General features: G+C 74.5%; 14 protein-coding genes. 6 read left to right on the top strand and 8 right to left on the bottom strand.

From position 1 onward, the window contains the following. Nucleotides 1-162: 162 nt before the first annotated feature. Nucleotides 163-1,164, bottom strand: a complete 1,002-nt coding sequence (locus ABGA99_RS28020; protein ID WP_347583703.1) for a helix-turn-helix domain-containing protein — start codon at nucleotides 1,162-1,164, stop codon at nucleotides 163-165. A gap of 114 nt (nucleotides 1,165-1,278) precedes the next feature. Between ABGA99_RS28020 and ABGA99_RS28025 the strand changes: the two genes are divergently transcribed. Continuing rightward, on the top strand, nucleotides 1,279-1,998 hold the full coding sequence (locus tag ABGA99_RS28025) for an alanyl-tRNA synthetase (RefSeq protein ID WP_347583682.1): 720 nt from the start codon (nucleotides 1,279-1,281) through the stop codon (nucleotides 1,996-1,998). 3 nt (nucleotides 1,999-2,001) lie between these two features. Further along, entirely contained in the window at nucleotides 2,002-2,406 is a 405-nt protein-coding gene (locus ABGA99_RS28030) for a cupin domain-containing protein (RefSeq protein ID WP_347580182.1), read from the top strand. Nucleotides 2,407-2,416: 10 nt separating this feature from the next. Here the strand turns inward: ABGA99_RS28030 and ABGA99_RS28035 are convergent, their stop codons facing one another. Further along, nucleotides 2,417-3,019, bottom strand: a complete 603-nt coding sequence (locus ABGA99_RS28035; protein WP_347580183.1) for a TIGR03086 family metal-binding protein — start codon at nucleotides 3,017-3,019, stop codon at nucleotides 2,417-2,419. 64 nt (nucleotides 3,020-3,083) lie between these two features. Between ABGA99_RS28035 and ABGA99_RS28040 the strand changes: the two genes are divergently transcribed. Beyond that, nucleotides 3,084-3,893: a helix-turn-helix domain-containing protein gene (locus tag ABGA99_RS28040; protein ID WP_347580184.1), complete on the top strand. Its 810-nt coding sequence runs from the start codon at nucleotides 3,084-3,086 to the stop codon at nucleotides 3,891-3,893. A 128-nt stretch (nucleotides 3,894-4,021) separates the two neighbouring features. On the opposite strand, the gene ABGA99_RS28045 is transcribed toward ABGA99_RS28040, so the two are convergent. From ABGA99_RS28045 to ABGA99_RS28065, 5 genes are all read right to left on the bottom strand, one after another. Next, complete coding sequence (locus tag ABGA99_RS28045) at nucleotides 4,022-4,618, bottom strand: TIGR03086 family metal-binding protein (protein ID WP_347580185.1); 597 nt, start codon at nucleotides 4,616-4,618, stop codon at nucleotides 4,022-4,024. Then, nucleotides 4,615-5,616 carry a sigma-70 family RNA polymerase sigma factor gene (locus ABGA99_RS28050; RefSeq protein ID WP_347583683.1) on the bottom strand — a complete coding sequence of 334 codons (1,002 nt, stop codon included), beginning with the start codon at nucleotides 5,614-5,616 and terminating at the stop codon, nucleotides 4,615-4,617. Before ABGA99_RS28050 ends, ABGA99_RS28045 begins: the two co-directional genes overlap by 4 nt. 121 nt (nucleotides 5,617-5,737) lie before the next feature. Continuing rightward, complete coding sequence (locus ABGA99_RS28055) at nucleotides 5,738-6,571, bottom strand: NAD(P)H-binding protein (protein ID WP_347580187.1); 834 nt, start codon at nucleotides 6,569-6,571, stop codon at nucleotides 5,738-5,740. A gap of 148 nt (nucleotides 6,572-6,719) precedes the next feature. Then, nucleotides 6,720-8,018, bottom strand: coding sequence for an MFS transporter (locus tag ABGA99_RS28060; RefSeq protein WP_347583684.1), 1,299 nt, complete (start codon nucleotides 8,016-8,018; stop codon nucleotides 6,720-6,722). Continuing rightward, on the bottom strand, nucleotides 8,015-8,596 hold the full coding sequence (locus ABGA99_RS28065; protein ID WP_347583685.1) for a GNAT family N-acetyltransferase: 582 nt from the start codon (nucleotides 8,594-8,596) through the stop codon (nucleotides 8,015-8,017). Before ABGA99_RS28065 ends, ABGA99_RS28060 begins: the two co-directional genes overlap by 4 nt. Nucleotides 8,597-9,138: 542 nt before the next feature. Here ABGA99_RS28065 and ABGA99_RS28070 point away from each other — a divergent pair. Further along, the gene (locus ABGA99_RS28070) at nucleotides 9,139-9,888 is read left to right on the top strand and encodes an SDR family NAD(P)-dependent oxidoreductase (protein WP_347583686.1); all 750 of its coding nucleotides are present in this window, start codon (nucleotides 9,139-9,141) and stop codon (nucleotides 9,886-9,888) included. Nucleotides 9,889-10,020: 132 nt separating this feature from the next. On the opposite strand, the gene ABGA99_RS28075 is transcribed toward ABGA99_RS28070, so the two are convergent. Next, nucleotides 10,021-11,223 carry a transposase gene (locus tag ABGA99_RS28075; RefSeq protein WP_347580191.1) on the bottom strand — a complete coding sequence of 401 codons (1,203 nt, stop codon included), beginning with the start codon at nucleotides 11,221-11,223 and terminating at the stop codon, nucleotides 10,021-10,023. 152 nt (nucleotides 11,224-11,375) lie between these two features. Here ABGA99_RS28075 and ABGA99_RS28080 point away from each other — a divergent pair, with 152 nt between their 5' ends. After that, nucleotides 11,376-13,295 carry a glycoside hydrolase family 15 protein gene (locus ABGA99_RS28080; RefSeq protein WP_347583687.1) on the top strand — a complete coding sequence of 640 codons (1,920 nt, stop codon included), beginning with the start codon at nucleotides 11,376-11,378 and terminating at the stop codon, nucleotides 13,293-13,295. Continuing rightward, nucleotides 13,288-13,896, top strand: coding sequence for a histidine phosphatase family protein (locus ABGA99_RS28085; RefSeq protein ID WP_347580193.1), 609 nt, complete (start codon nucleotides 13,288-13,290; stop codon nucleotides 13,894-13,896). The genes ABGA99_RS28080 and ABGA99_RS28085 overlap by 8 nt, the downstream gene beginning before the upstream one ends. Nucleotides 13,897-14,052 lie beyond the last annotated feature (156 nt).

Raw genomic sequence — 14,052 nt, forward strand, 5'->3', positions numbered from 1 at the left:
GGTGGGGCTCCTCGCGGGTCGGTGGGGGCGGTGGCCGCCCGCGGGGATGTGCATGCCGAAGCCCCGGGGCGATCGCCCCGGGGCTTCGGCTGGGTCGTGGGTCAGCGCGCCGGGACGGTGTCCGGCGTCGTCGTCTGCACAGCGCGCTTCATGCGGAGGAGGCTAGCAGGGGCGGGGCGCGGGTCCCGCCCCTTTTTCGGGTACGGAGCCGGAGCCGGGCCCGGGGGCCGCGGCGCCCGCCGGACCGAAGCGGGCCCGGTACGCCGACGGGCTCAGCCCCGTACGCCGCCGCACCTGCGTCCGCAGGTTCGCCGCCGTGCCCAGCCCGCTCGTCCGCGCCACCACCTCCAGCCGGTACTCGCCGCGCTCGATCAGCCGGCACGCCAGCGCCACCCGCTCCCCCGTCAGCCACGCCAGCGGCGTGGTGCCCAGCTCGCGGGCGAAGCGCCGGTGCAGCGTGGCGGGGCTGACGGCGGCGTACCCGGCCAGGTCGGCGACGGTCAGCGGCCGGTCGAGCCGCTCCACCGCCCAGGCGAGGACCGGGGCGAGCGAGGCGTCCGGCACCGCCGGCACCGGGCGCTCGATGAACTGCCGCTGGCCGCCGTCGCGGTGGGCGGCGAAGACGAGCCGGCGGCTGACGTGGTTGGCCACCTCGGCGCCGTGGTCGCGGCGGATCAGGTGCAGCCCCAGGTCCAGGGCGGCGGCGCTGCCGGCCGCGGTGAGCACGTCACCGTCGTCGACGAAGAGCACGTCACGCCGGACCCGTACGGCCGGGTGACGGGCGGCGAACCGGTCGGCCCAGCGCCAGTGGATCGCCGCCGGCCGGCCGTCGAGCACGCCGGCGGCGGCCAGGGCGTACGCGCCGGTACAGAAGCTGACGAGCCGGGCGCCGCGGTCGGCGGCGCGGCGGATGGCGGCGACGACGGGGGCGGTGGGCGGGGTGTCGTCGGGGCGGTTGGGAACGATCACGGTGTCCGCGGCGTCGGCGGCGGCCAGCCCGGGGACGCCGGAGAGCGTGAAGAAGCCGTCGTGCATGCGCACGCCGGGGGCGGGGGCGCAGAGCGTGAAGTCGTACCATTCGATGTCCAGCTCGGGGCGGCGCAGCCCGAAGAGCTCGGTGGCGATGCCCATCTCGAAGGGGTTCGACCCGGCGTCCACGAGCATGGCGACACGGTGCGGCCCGCGCGCCGTACGCCCCGGGCCCGGCTGCGAGGATCCTTGCGGCATGTGCGATTCATAGCACTCCCGGCCTTCGCCTGTCACGCGCAGGATGGGACCGTGATCGAACAGCACCACCTCTACCTTGAGGACACCTACCGCTTCACCGTCACCACCGCCGTCGTCGACGCGGGCGACGCCGGGGACGGCCCGTGGCTCGCCCTCGCCGAAAACGTCTTCCACCCCCAGGGCGGCGGCCAGCCCGCGGACACGGGCACGGTCGACGGCGTGCCGGTACGCCCGTACAAGGCGACGGGCACCGGCGCACCCCCGGGCGCCCGGGCGGCGCACGTCGTACGCCTCGGCCACCCCGGCGACCGCAACTTCGCACCCGGCGAGCTGGTCACCGCGGCCGTCGACCGCACCGCCCGGCTCCGCCACGCCGCCCTGCACACCTGCGGTCACGTCGTCGACGGCTTCGTCCGGCAGGCGGGCTACCGGCACCGGGTGAGCAACCACTTCCCCGGCCAGGCCCGCATCGAGTTCGACGCGGGCGACGGCCCGCGGCCGGACCTGGCGCGGCTCGCGGCCGAGGTCGAGGAGCGCACCCGGCAGGCGATCGACGCCGGCCTGAGGGTCGGCGCGGAGCAGCGGGACGGGCGCCGGCTCGTCACCGTCGCGGGGCTGCCCGCGGATCCGTGCGGCGGCACCCACGTGACGTCGCTCGACCGGCTCACGGGCTTCGCGCTGCGTTCGGTGAAGGTCAAGGGCGGGGTGCTGAAGGTCGGTTACCGCGTCGAGCACAAGGCCGGGCACATGGCCGGGCAGAAGGAGGACTGAACCGTGAACAGTGAGGCCGTCGAACCCGTGGCCCTGCGGGACGCGCTGGAGCGCATCGCGGAGCCGTGGAGCCCGCACGTCGTCGCGCGTGTCAACGACTACGACGTCAAGATCGCCCACGCCGAGGGCGAGCACCTGTGGCACGTACACGAGCACACCGACGAGTTCTTCCTCGTCGTCGAGGGCGAGCTGCGCATCGGCCTGCGGGAGCCGGGCGGCGGCGAGCGTACGGTCACGCTGCCCAGGGGCGCGGTGTTCACCGTGCCGCGCGGCGTCGAGCACCGGCCGGTGGCCGCGCCCGGCACGGCGATCATGATGTTCGAGCCGGCCGGCACGGTGAACGTCGGCGACCGCCACGAGGCGGTGCCGGCGCACATCCCGTCGACGACCGGCTTCGAGCTGGCGTAGCGCCCCGGGGTCAGCCGGCCGGGTGCCGCGGGTCGCGGCCCGTCGCGGCCAGGGCGCGGTCGAAGGCGGGAGCGTCCCGCGGTACGGGCACGGCGTCGGCGAAGCCGTCGTACTGCCGGTACATCTCGCCGTGGTCCTCCGCGACCCGCAGCACCAGCGCCGCCACCCCCGCCGACGCCCGGAACTCCTGCCCGGTCGCCCGCGCCACGTCCCAGCCGTGCACCGCCATCTCCTTGACGATCACCGCCGCCACCTCCGGCGCGGGCATCGCCAGGAAGCCGAGGTCGACGTCGCCCTCCCAGGCCGCGGGCGCCGCCCAGGCGGCGAGGGCCCGGTCGAGCTGCGCGGCGTACGCCTCCGCCCAGCCGGGCTCCGCGGCGAAGTCCCGCTTCGGCATCTCCTCGGGGAGCGGGGTGCGCAGGGCCCGGTGCTCCAGGCCGTGGGAGGTGAAGCAGACCCAGTGGTTGACGAGGGCGCGTACGTCCCACTCCGCGCAGGGCGTGGGGCCCGCCAACTGCTCCGGCCGTACCCCCCGGGCCACGCGCGCCGCCTCGGCGGCGCACTCCCTCATCAACGCGTACACCTCGGCGTTCCGGCTGTTCTCGCTGCTCATACGGGCGAACGTACGGCGGGCGGCACGGCCGGTCTTGAACAAACGCGACAGCTACGCTGCGCGTATGCCCGGCTCCGGATTCGACGACGCGCACGGCGTCCTGCACCCCGGCGAGCACGCCCGGCTCGCCTCGCTGGACCGACGCCGGCCCGGTGCGGCGCTGGCGCCTTTCGTCGACTGGTTCTGGCACGTGCGCTGGCAGTTGCCGGGCGCGGCCACGTACGACACGAAGGTCCTCACGCACCCGAACCTGCACCTGGTCTTCGAGAAGCCCGAGCCGCTGGTGTACGGGGTGCAGCGCGACCTGTTCGTGCGCCGGCTGGCGGGCGGCGGGCAGGTGCTCGGGGTGCGGTTCCGGCCGGGCGGCTTCCGGCCGCTGACGGCGGGGCCCGTCGCGGAGCTGGTGGACCGGCGGGTGCCGGCGGCGGAGCTGCTCGGTCCGGAAGCGGCGGAGGTGGGCCGGGCGGTGCTGGGGGCGGGCCGGCTGACGGAGATGTGCGCGCTGGCGGAGGACTTCCTGCGGACGCTGCTGCCGGCGGCGCCGGAGCCGGCTGCGCAGGAGGCGGCGGCCGTGGTGGCGCGGATCGCGGCGGAGCCGGGGCTGCTGCGGGTGGACCAGGTCGCGGCGGGGGCGGGGATGTCCGTACGGCGGCTGCAGCGGCTGTTCGCGGAGTACGTCGGGGCGAGCCCGAAGTGGGTGCTGCGGCGGGCCCGGATCCAGGAGGCGGCGGCACGGGCGGACGCGGGGGCGGCGCTGGACCTCGCGGCGCTGGCGGCGGACCTGGGCTACGCGGACCAGGCCCACCTGACGCGGGACTTCACGGCGACGGTGGGCGCGCCGCCGTCGCGGTACGCCGAGGGCACCCCGGACTGAGCACACGCGCCGCGCCGCCCGCGCCGGCCCCGTCACAGGCCGCCCCGGGCGGCGCCTCGCCCGCTCCCGTACGGAACGGGCCGACCCCGTCCCGTACGGCGCGGGCGGCCCCGTCCCGTACGCCCCCTTCAGCCCGCCCAGTCCGGCCTTCGGCCCGAGTACGCCACCAGCCGCTCCCCCGGCTCCGCCCCCTCCCGCACCCACTGCACCGCCGCGAACCGCACCGGCCTGTCCTCCGGCGCCACGAACAGCGGCGCCAGCTCCAGCAGTTCCTCCGCCAGCGCCGGCGGCACCTGCTCCCGCTGCCCGCTGGCCCGGGCCAGGTCCCAGCCGTGCAGCGTGAGCTCCAGCGCGCCCGTGCACGTCACCACCGCCGCCGCCAGCGGCAGGCTGCCGACGGTCACCAGCTCCCGCCGCCGCACCGCCGCCCACGCGCCGAGCAGCCGCCTGGCCCGGTCCCGTACCGCCCTGACCGGGTCGGCGAGGCTGTACGCGGCCTGCGGCTTGAGGGCGATGTGGCCGGTGTCCGCGGCCTCGTTGAGCGCCGCGAGGGAGTCGCCGACGTGCGCGAGGAGCTGGCCGAGGTCCCACTGCGCGCACGGCGTGGGCCGCCGCAGGTCGCCGGGGCCGACGCGGTGCAGCACGCCCAGGGCGTACGTCACCGACCGCTCCAGCAGCGCCACGCCGCCGAGCAGCGCCGTGGGCGCGCTCCCATCGGGCCTCATCGGCTCCCCTTGTCGGTCAGGACGGCCGGCAGGCCGGCGGTGGCGAACAGCGACGTGTCGAAGAAGCAGCCGACGTGCGCGACGGCGCGCCCGCCGGGCGCGAGGGTCAGCACGTGCAGCGCGAACGGATGATGGTCGCCGTCCGGGCCGCGGGTGTAAAAGGCGTAGCCCGGCTGCCCGTTGAGGCCCACCGGCAGCAGCCGGGCCTCCCCGGGCGCGTACGGGCACTGCACGGTGACGAGCGTCGCCACCTGATCCGGCCCGCGGAACCACTCGGGGACCGGCGGCATCTCCCAGATCACGTCCTCGGTGAAGAGGCGCACGATCTCCCGCACGTCCTTGGTCACGAACGCCTCGACATAGCGGTCCAGCAGCTCGCGCTGCGCCGCGTCGGCCGGCTCGGCGACCGACTCCTCACTCGGCGCGGCCTTCTCCACCTGCGCCCGGGCGCGCTGCAACGCGCTGTTGACCGACGCCGTCGACGTCTCCAGCAGCTCGGCGACCTCCGCCCCCTTCCAGCGCAGGACGTCGCGCAGCAGCAGCACCGCACGCTGCCGCGGCGGCAGGTGCTGGAGCGCGGCGACGAACGCGAGCCGCACGGACTCCCGCGACCCGACGACCGCCGCCGGGTCCCCCTCCGCCGGCTCGACCAGCACGTCCGGCACCGGCTCCAGCCACGGCACCTCGGCCCGCTCGGTGAGCTGCCCGGCCGGGTCGTCGCCGGGGCCGCCGAGCCCCGTGGGCAGGGGGCGGCGCTGCCGCCGCTCCAGGGCCGTGAGGCAGACGCGGGTGGCGATGGTGTGCAGCCAGGTGCGCAGCGAGGAGCGGCCCTCGAAGCCGTCGTACGACCGCCAGGCGCGCAGGTACGTCTCCTGCACCAGATCCTCGGCGTCGTGTACGGACCCGAGCATGCGGTAACAGTGCGCCAGCAGCTCGCGCCGGTAGGGGTCGGACAACCGGAGGAAGTCCTCCCCGGCCGCCGTGTTCACCGTAGCCATCGCCGATCCGCCCTCTCTGGTCGCTTCCGCGGCACCCGCTACCTGGACTGACTGCGTGATGCACGAAAACTCATCGCCGGAGGGGCGACCCGGAGCGGAAAAGCCCCCGGGGGAACGGGGATCAGGTGGCGAAGGCGTCGGCGTGGGCCTGCGCCCACTGCTCGAACGTACGGGGCTCGCGCCCGGTGATGTCGTACACCGTCGGCAGCACCGGCGACTCGTCCAGCGCGCCGCCGCGGTAGAAGTCGAAGAAGGCGTCCACGTACTCCTGCGGCATGGCCGCGGCCATCTCCGCGCGGGCCGTCGCGTCGTCCAGGCCCTCGAAGCGCAGCGGCCGGTCGAGCACGTCGCCGAGGACGTCGACCTGCTCGCCGGGCAGCAGCGGCTCGGGGCCGGACAGCTCGTAGACCTTGCCCTCGTGCCCGTCGCCGAGGAGCGTGTCGGCGACGACCTCGCCCACGTCGTACGGGTCGATGCAGGCGACCGGCACGTCGGCGAAGGGGCCGCGCACCACGTCGCCGGAGCGCAACTGCGGCCGCCAGCGCAGCGCGTTGGCGGCGAAGGCGCTGGGGCGCACGACGGTCCACGGGATGCCGGCGGCGCGGACGGCCTCCTCGGAGCGGATCATGTACGCGGTGACGGCGTTGCCCATGTCGCCGCTGCCGGCGGAGCGGCCGGAGAGCAGCGCGACGCGGGCCACGCCGGCGCGGACGACCTGGGCGAGGAGACCGGGCATGTCGCGGTGGCCGGGCAGCAGGAAGACGCCGTCGACGCCGTCGAGGGGCCCGGCCAGGGACGCGGGGTCGTCGAGGTCGCCGCCCACGGCGGTGGCGCGCGGGGGCAGGCCGGACAGCTCGCCGCCGCGGCTGAGCGCGCGGACCTCGGCGCCCTGCTCGGCGAGCGCCCTGACCACCTCGGATCCGACGTTGCCCCCCGCACCCGCGACCAGATACATCCGGCACTCCTTCCGGCCCGCCGCCCGCGCACTCCGCAGCTCGCAAGCTGACAGCCTCGCACGCCGGGACCGCCGCTGTGCAGCCTGTCCTACGCCATGGACGGGTGCACGGACGGGCGCGCGCGGGCAACGGGCGGGCGCACCGGACTCACTCCGCGGCGGCCTTCGCGGGGGTGTCGGGCGCCGGGATGTCAGGCGTCGTCGGCAGGGCCCTGACATGCCGCAGCCCGGACGGGAGAAGCCACAGGACAGCCAGCACGGCGCCCACCGTGCCGATCCACAGGGTCGGCCGCAGGCCGAGCACCGTGCCCAGGGTGCCCGCGAGCACGGCGGCGAGAGGCCGTACGCCGAAGTTGGCGGTCTGGACGACGGCCATCACCCGGGAGCGCAGCGTCGGCGGGATGACGGCGATCAGGTAGCTGTTGGCCGGGATGTCGAGAACCGCGGATCCGCAACCGGAGCCGAACTGCGCGACGGCGAGCACCATGACCACCAGCGGCAGCGGGCCCTCCACAAGGGGAATGAGCGGCATGGGCAGGCTGAACCCGAGGAATCCCGCGACGATCGCCGGGCCCACACCGATCCGCCGGACGACGCGCGGCGCGAGAGAGGACCCGGTCAGGCCGCCGAGCCCGATCATGGCGAACACCAGCCCCAGCGTTCCGGGGGACAGGCCCAGCTCGGAGGTCGCGTACAGCACCAGCAGCGTCATCAGGAACGTGTTGCACAGACTGAGCGTCGCGACCCCGGCCAGCAGCAGGCCCGGGGTGCGGTGCGCCGTCACCCAGCGCAGCCCGTCCGTCAGCCCGCTCCCCTCCTGCCGCGCGGGCGGCGCCTCCGTCGCCTCGATACGTCCCAGGCACACCGCCGAGACCAGATACGTCACCGCGTCGAGCACCAGCGCGAACGGGGCCGTCAGCACCTGGACCAGCGCCCCGCCCGCACCGGGTCCCGCGACGGCGGCGGCGGACCGGCTGCCGGTGAGCAGCGCGTTGCCGTCCACGTACCGGTCCGCGGTGAGCACGGAGGCGTAGACGTGGTGGTTGCAGACGCGGAACAGCACGGTGAGGGCGCCGACGACGAACTCGGTCACGTAGAGGTGCGTCATCGTCAGCGCGTCCATCGCATACGCGACGGGCACGGAGGCGACGGCCGCGAACCGGCCGAGGTCGGAGACGATCATCGCCCTGCGGCGGCTCACCTGCCGGTCCGCCCAGGCGCCGCCGGGGATCGACAGCAGGAGGGAGGGCAGCAGAGCGACAGCCGTCAGCCAGCCCATCTCGGCCGCACCGGCGTCGAGCAGCAGCACCGCGGCGAGGGGGATCGCCAGAATCGTGATCTCGTCGCCGATCAGCGAGATGCTGTGCGCGGACCAGTAGAGGCGGAACCCCCGCTCCCGCAGCAGCCCTGCCGGGGGCAGTGGGGTACGGGGGTCCGCGGCTTTCATCCCGCCTCGCCGTCGGTGCCGGCGGGCGGCAGGGTCAGCAGCATGATGCGGGATTCGGGCTTGTCGTCGGCGGGCCGCCAGTGGCCGATCCGGCGGTAGCCCCAGGAGGCGTAGGCCGCGTGGGCGGGTGCCGCCTCCTTCTCGGCGCGTACGGCGAGCGTGACGCGCTCGACGCCGAGGCCGTCGCGGAGTTGCTCATGCAGCCGGGCGGCGATGCCCCGGCGCCGGCTTCCGGCGCGTACGGCGAGTTCGACGACGGCCAGCGTGCGGCGGCCGTTCTCGGCCGCGAACTCCGGCGGCATCTCCTCGTCCATGGCCTTCCACCAGCCGGTGTCGGGCGGGAGGGGATAGCCGAAGGCGTAGCCGACGGGCCGGCCTTCGACGCGGGCGACGACGAGGCGGGCGCGGGGGAGGAAGACCTCCTGCGCGAAGCGGTCGACGAACTCGGCGGTCTCCCTGGGACCTTCGCAGTACGGCGGCTCGGCCCAGACCTCCTTGTACATCGGCAGCACGATGTCGAGATGGGAAGCACACTCCAGCCCTTCCCACCGCTGAACCGCGATCTCTCCGTGTCCCATGCGTGGTCCTCCGTCCCCCGAGACCGGACTGCTAGCCCCGACCGGAACCGACGGGGACGCAGCGCCGCCGACCGCCGATACCGGAGCCGGCCTTCGCGGTGGCGGGAACGCGGACGGGACGGCGGGTACCGACGCCGATACCGCCCTTCGCCGTGGTCGGGACCCGCTCGGTCCGGCGACGGCCACCGACAGCGGGCCCGCCGCCCCTCGCCGTGACCGGGACGCCCGCCTCCTGACGCGTCCCCATGCCGGGGCCGCCCTTCGCGGTGGCCGGGCGGCGCGAACCGACACCGGGGCCGCCCTTCGCCGTCGCCGGACGGCGCCCCCCGACACTGGGGCCGCCCTTCATCGTCGTGGCGACAGTGCTCGTCCCGGGTTCCAGGAGCGTGATCATCTGTACCGTCCTTCCGACATCGGATACGAGACGCCACACCCTCCCCCACCCACCTGGGCGGAACCTTGTACTCACCTGGAATCCCCAGCCCACACCCCCTGCACCCCGCCCCGCCCGCACCCCCCGCCCACCTGCTTATCCTTGCCGTATGCCTACCGCAGTCGTCACCGGCGCGAGCAGCGGCATCGGCGCGGCCACGGCCCGTCAGCTCGCCGCCGCCGGTCACCATGTCGTCCTGACCGCCCGCCGCAAGGACCGTATAGACGCGCTCGCCGCCGAGCTGACCGAGGCCGGGTACGCGGCCACTCCGTACGCCCTCGACGTCACCGACCGCGCCGCCGTGGACGCCTTCGCCGCCTCCCTCGACGGCTGCGACGTCCTCGTGAACAACGCCGGCGGCGCCCTGGGCACCGAGCAGGTCGAGGCCGGCGACCCCGCCGACTGGCGGGCGATGTACGAGGTGAACGTCATCGGCACGCTCAACCTCACCCAGGCGCTGCTGCCCGCCCTCGTCGCCTCCGGCGACGGCACGGTGGTCATCGTCACCTCCACCGCGGGCCACGCCGTCTACGAGGGCGGCGGAGGCTACGTCGCCGCGAAGTTCGCCGAGCACAGCATCGCCGCCACCCTGCGGCTGGAGCTGAACGGCCGGCCCGTACGGGTCATCGAGATCGCCCCCGGCATGACCCGCACCGAGGGCTTCGCGGTGACGCGGATGCGCGGCGACGCGGAGAAGGCCGCCGCCGTGTACGCGGGCGTGAAGGAGCCGCTGACGTCGGAGGACGTGGCGGACACCATCACCTGGGCCGTGACCCGCCCGGCGCACGTGAACGTCGACCTCCTCGTCGTACGGCCCCGGGCGCAGGCCGCGAACTACAAGGTGTACCGCGAGCCGTAGACCCCCCGGGCACGGCCCCGGCACCCGAATGGCCGCGCCGCGGCAGCCGTCGCGTGCCGGGTGCGGGAGAGTCGTCGTGGAAGGAAGTGCCGTCTTGAGTCCTCTCCTCCCCGAAGAGAGGAGATTCGTGGCTCACGCTGCTCGTTCGTCCAGCGGACACACGAGTCTTATGCGATCAGCACCAACCGGGTTGAGACCAGCCCGGACCAGCATCACGTGAGCAGAGTTCTTGTCCCGGGGGGACACGGCTCCGCACGCAGTGCAGGTATACGTTCGTTCTGAAAGAGGGAGTGCATGCTTGGTTCTCGTCATGCACTGAGCGCAGTCCATCGTAGTGTGCGCGGGATCGACGAGCCGCAGATCACGGCCGTGTTTGCGGGCCATCTCGACGAGCGCGGCCTTGGTCGCACCGATCGCCCCGTCCGCGACCTTGCGCGCCATCGATGTCTTGGTCAGGAACTTCAGGCGGAAGTCCTCCACCGCGAGTGCGTCATGACCGCGGACGACCTGCTTGGCCCACTTGCGGGCCGTGTCCTGGCGCTGCCGCGCTACCTTCCGGTGTGCCTTCGCGGCATGGAGCCGCGCCCGCTGGTAGCCCCGCGACTGCGCCCTGCCCCTCGGCCGGCCGCGTCGGGCCATCTGCCGCTGATAACGCGCCAGGCGTTGCGCAGCGGCCCTGCCGTGCTGCGGGTGTGGCAGATCATGAGCGTCGCAGGTGGTGGTGGCGACCTCCCTGACACCCCAATCGATGCCGATCACCCGCCCAGTGGCAGGCATCTGTTCGCTCACGGCGGGCACGACGAACGAGCAGTACCAGGCGCCGGTGCCGTCCTGGTACACGCGTACCGACGACGGAAGCCCGGGCAGCTCACGCGACCACACCGGACGCACCACGATCCCGCCGGCCAAGCGGAGGCGACCGTCTTCGAGCCGGAACCCGCGCCGGGTGTAATTCAGCGACGACCGCGTGTCCCGCTTCCTCTTGTAGCGGGGCATTCCGGCCCGCCGCCACACGGGCGCCCCCTCCCGGATGTCCTTCAACGCCTTCGATCGGGACTTGCCAAAGTCCCGGATAAGTTGCTGCTGCGGCACCGAGGGCCCCGCCGCCAACCACGGCGTCACACGACGGGCCCGGGTGAGCATCCTGTCCAGCCGGGCTGGCCCGCACTCCTCGCCGTCGGCGTGAGCCTTCTTCGAGCGGGCCACGCACTCGTTCCAGATCCACCGGCACCGCGCCCACTCCGCCTCCAGGGCCGCGGCGGCGGTCGACGACACGCGCAGCCGGTACGTATAGCGGGCACGCCCGGCGTCGTCGGCTACCGCTGCTGTCGTCACGATCCCGAACCTACGGGGAAGGACTGACAATCCATGCCGACTGCATGGTCGACACCGTGCCTCCCTGGCCGCGGAACGTCTGTCCCCACCCTGCTCCGCAGGGGTCCGGTCCACCTCCGCCCTGAAGGACCTGGCGCCCTCGGACAACTCCGGTGACCCCGGGCCCGTACCCGCCGATCGCGGACCACGGCATCATCGGAGACCTGCAGACCGTCGCGCTGGTCTCCGCCGACGGCGTGGTCGACTGGCTGTGCGCGCCGCGCGTCGACTCCCCCAGCGTCTTCGGCGCCCTCCTCGACGCGGAGCGCGGCGGGCGCTTCGCGGTCACCGCCGACGCCCCCGACGCCGTCCCCCGCCAGATCTACCTCCCCGGCACCGCCGTCCTCGTCACCCGCTTCCTGTCCACCGGGGGCATCGGCGAGGTGCTGGACTTCATGCCGGTGGACCGTCCGGAGGAGGCCACGGACACGCACCAGGTGATCCGGCTCGTACGGGCCCTGCGCGGCCCGATGCGCTTCACGCTCGACTGCAGCCCCCGCTTCGACTACGGCCGTGACCCGCACCGGCTCGAACTCGACGGCCGCACCGCCCGTTTCCGCGCCGCCACCGCCGACGGGCACCTCCAGCTCCTCGGCCCGGTCGGCGCGCTGACCCGCGACGGCGACGACGTGCGCGCCGTGCTGGAGCTGGCGCAGGGCCGCACCGCGGCGGCGGTGTTCACCGTGTCCGCCCCCGGCGCCGAGCCGCCCCCGTCCGCGTACGAGCAGGGCGTGCACCGCGAGCTGAGCAAGGTACGGGCCTACTGGCACCGCTGGACCGCCCGCTGCACCTACCGGGGCCGCTGGCGCGAGGTGGTCACCCGCTCCGCGATCACGCTGAAGCTGCTGACGTACGCCCCGACCGGCGCCCCCGTGGCCGCCGCGACCATGGGGCTGCCGGAGCAGATCGGCGGCGAGCGGAACTGGGACTACCGCTACACCTGGATCCGGGACGCCTCCCTGTCCGTGGGCGCCCTCCTCGACCTCGGCTACGCCGCCGAGGCGGACGCCTACCGGCGCTGGCTCGGCGATCTCCTCGGCGCCGCCCACGCCGCGCGCTCGGCCACCGGCAGCGCCGAGGCCGCCGACGGCGCCGGCGGCATCCCCCGCGGCACCGTCACCGGCGAGCCGCTGCAGACCATGTACCGCGTCGACGGCGACCCCCACCTGCCCGAGGAGATCCTGCCGCACTGGGAGGGCTACCGCCGCTCCGCCCCCGTACGCGCCGGCAACGGCGCCGCCGACCAGCTCCAGCTCGACATCTACGGCGAGGCCGTCTACGCCCTTGCCCTAGCCAGCCGCACCGCAGGCCCCGCCGGCTACGACGCCTGGCGCTCTCTCGCCGCCCTCCTCGACTGGCTCGCCGACCACTGGGACCGCCCCGACGAGGGCATCTGGGAGACCCGCGGCGGGCCCGAGGACTTCACGTACAGCCGGCTGATGAGCTGGGTCGCCTTCGAACGCGGCATCCGCATGGCCACGGACCTCGCCCGCCCCGCCGACGTCACCCGCTGGACCGCCGCGCGCGACGCGATCTTCGAGCAGGTCATGGAACGCGGCTTCAGCCCGCGGCGGCAGGCGTTCGTCCAGCACTACGGCGCCGACGTGCTCGACGCCTCGCTGCTGCTGATGCCGCTCGTCGGCTTCGTCGCGCCGCGCGAGCCGCGCTGGCTGTCGACGCTGCGGGCGATGGAGGCGGAGCTGGTCACCGACAGCCTCGTGCACCGCTACGACCCGTCCGCCGCCCCCGACGGGCTGCGCGGCAGCGAGGGCACGTTCTCGCTGTGCAGCTTCCTGTACGTGTCGGCCCTCGCCGGCGCGGGGCACGTGGACCGGGCGCGCTACGCGTTCGACAAAATGCTCACGTACGCCAACCACGTGGGGCTGTTCGCCGAGGAGATCGGCCCCACCGGTGAACAACTCGGCAACTTCCCGCAGGCGTTCACCCACCTCGCGCTCATCTTGGCCGCACTGGCCCTGGACGAGGCGCTGGACGCCGCGGAGAAAGAAGGAGGCACAGCTCTCCATGGGTGACCTGCTGCTCGTACGGCACGGCGAGACGGAGTGGAGCCGCGACGGCCGCCACACGGGCCGTACGGACCTGCCGCTGACCGACGCCGGCGAGGACCAGGCCCGCGCGCTGGCCCCGCTGCTCGCCGGGCGGCGCATCGCCACCGTGCTCTGCAGCCCGCTGCAGCGCGCGGTGCGCACGGCGGAGCTGGCTCTGCCCGGCGGCCGCGGCGCGGTGCTGGAACCGCGGCTCCAGGAGTGGGACTACGGCGGCTACGAGGGCCTGACCACCCCGGAGATCCGCGCCGAGCGCCCCGGCTGGGACCTGTGGCACGACGGCGTTCCCGCGGGCGGCCCCGGCCACCCCGGCGAGACCCTGGCGGCCGTCGGGCACCGCTGCGACGAGGTACTGGCCGTCGCGGACGCGGCGCGGCAGGAGACGGACGGCGACGTGCTGCTCGTCGCCCACGGGCACGTCCTGCGCGTCCTCACCGCCCGCCGGCTGGGCCAGCACCCGGCCGCGGGCGCGCTGTACCGGCTGGAGACCGCCACGCTGTCGGTCCTCGGTACGGAACACGACAGACCCGTACTTCTCGGGTGGAACATCCCGGCCCGCAGCGCGTGATGACGCAGGACATGCCCACCTCCCGCACCCATGCGACAAGATAAGCGGGTCATCCGCCTTACGGCGGACACCCGACCGGACGAACCGGCAGGACGTGCGATAAACATGGTGGTCGTCCGCCACCTGCGGACGGCACCATGTCCTGGAGTCGGAAGG

Origin of the sequence: Streptomyces sp. B5E4 (genome assembly GCF_039871555.1) — a bacterium.
Taxonomy (GTDB): Bacteria; Actinomycetota; Actinomycetes; order Streptomycetales; family Streptomycetaceae; genus Streptomyces.

Coding starts and splice junctions, on each gene's coding strand:
- ABGA99_RS28020 (WP_347583703.1), bottom strand. CDS start 1,164: ATGCTCGTGGACGCCGGGTCGAACCCCTTCGAGATGGGCATCGCCACC.
- ABGA99_RS28035 (WP_347580183.1), bottom strand. CDS start 3,019: ATGAGCAGCGAGAACAGCCGGAACGCCGAGGTGTACGCGTTGATGAGG.
- ABGA99_RS28060 (WP_347583684.1), bottom strand. CDS start 8,018: ATGAAAGCCGCGGACCCCCGTACCCCACTGCCCCCGGCAGGGCTGCTG.
- ABGA99_RS28040 (WP_347580184.1), top strand. CDS start 3,084: ATGCCCGGCTCCGGATTCGACGACGCGCACGGCGTCCTGCACCCCGGC.
- ABGA99_RS28045 (WP_347580185.1), bottom strand. CDS start 4,618: ATGAGGCCCGATGGGAGCGCGCCCACGGCGCTGCTCGGCGGCGTGGCG.
- ABGA99_RS28070 (WP_347583686.1), top strand. CDS start 9,139: ATGCCTACCGCAGTCGTCACCGGCGCGAGCAGCGGCATCGGCGCGGCC.
- ABGA99_RS28085 (WP_347580193.1), top strand. CDS start 13,288: ATGGGTGACCTGCTGCTCGTACGGCACGGCGAGACGGAGTGGAGCCGC.
- ABGA99_RS28050 (WP_347583683.1), bottom strand. CDS start 5,616: ATGGCTACGGTGAACACGGCGGCCGGGGAGGACTTCCTCCGGTTGTCC.
- ABGA99_RS28065 (WP_347583685.1), bottom strand. CDS start 8,596: ATGGGACACGGAGAGATCGCGGTTCAGCGGTGGGAAGGGCTGGAGTGT.
- ABGA99_RS28055 (WP_347580187.1), bottom strand. CDS start 6,571: ATGTATCTGGTCGCGGGTGCGGGGGGCAACGTCGGATCCGAGGTGGTC.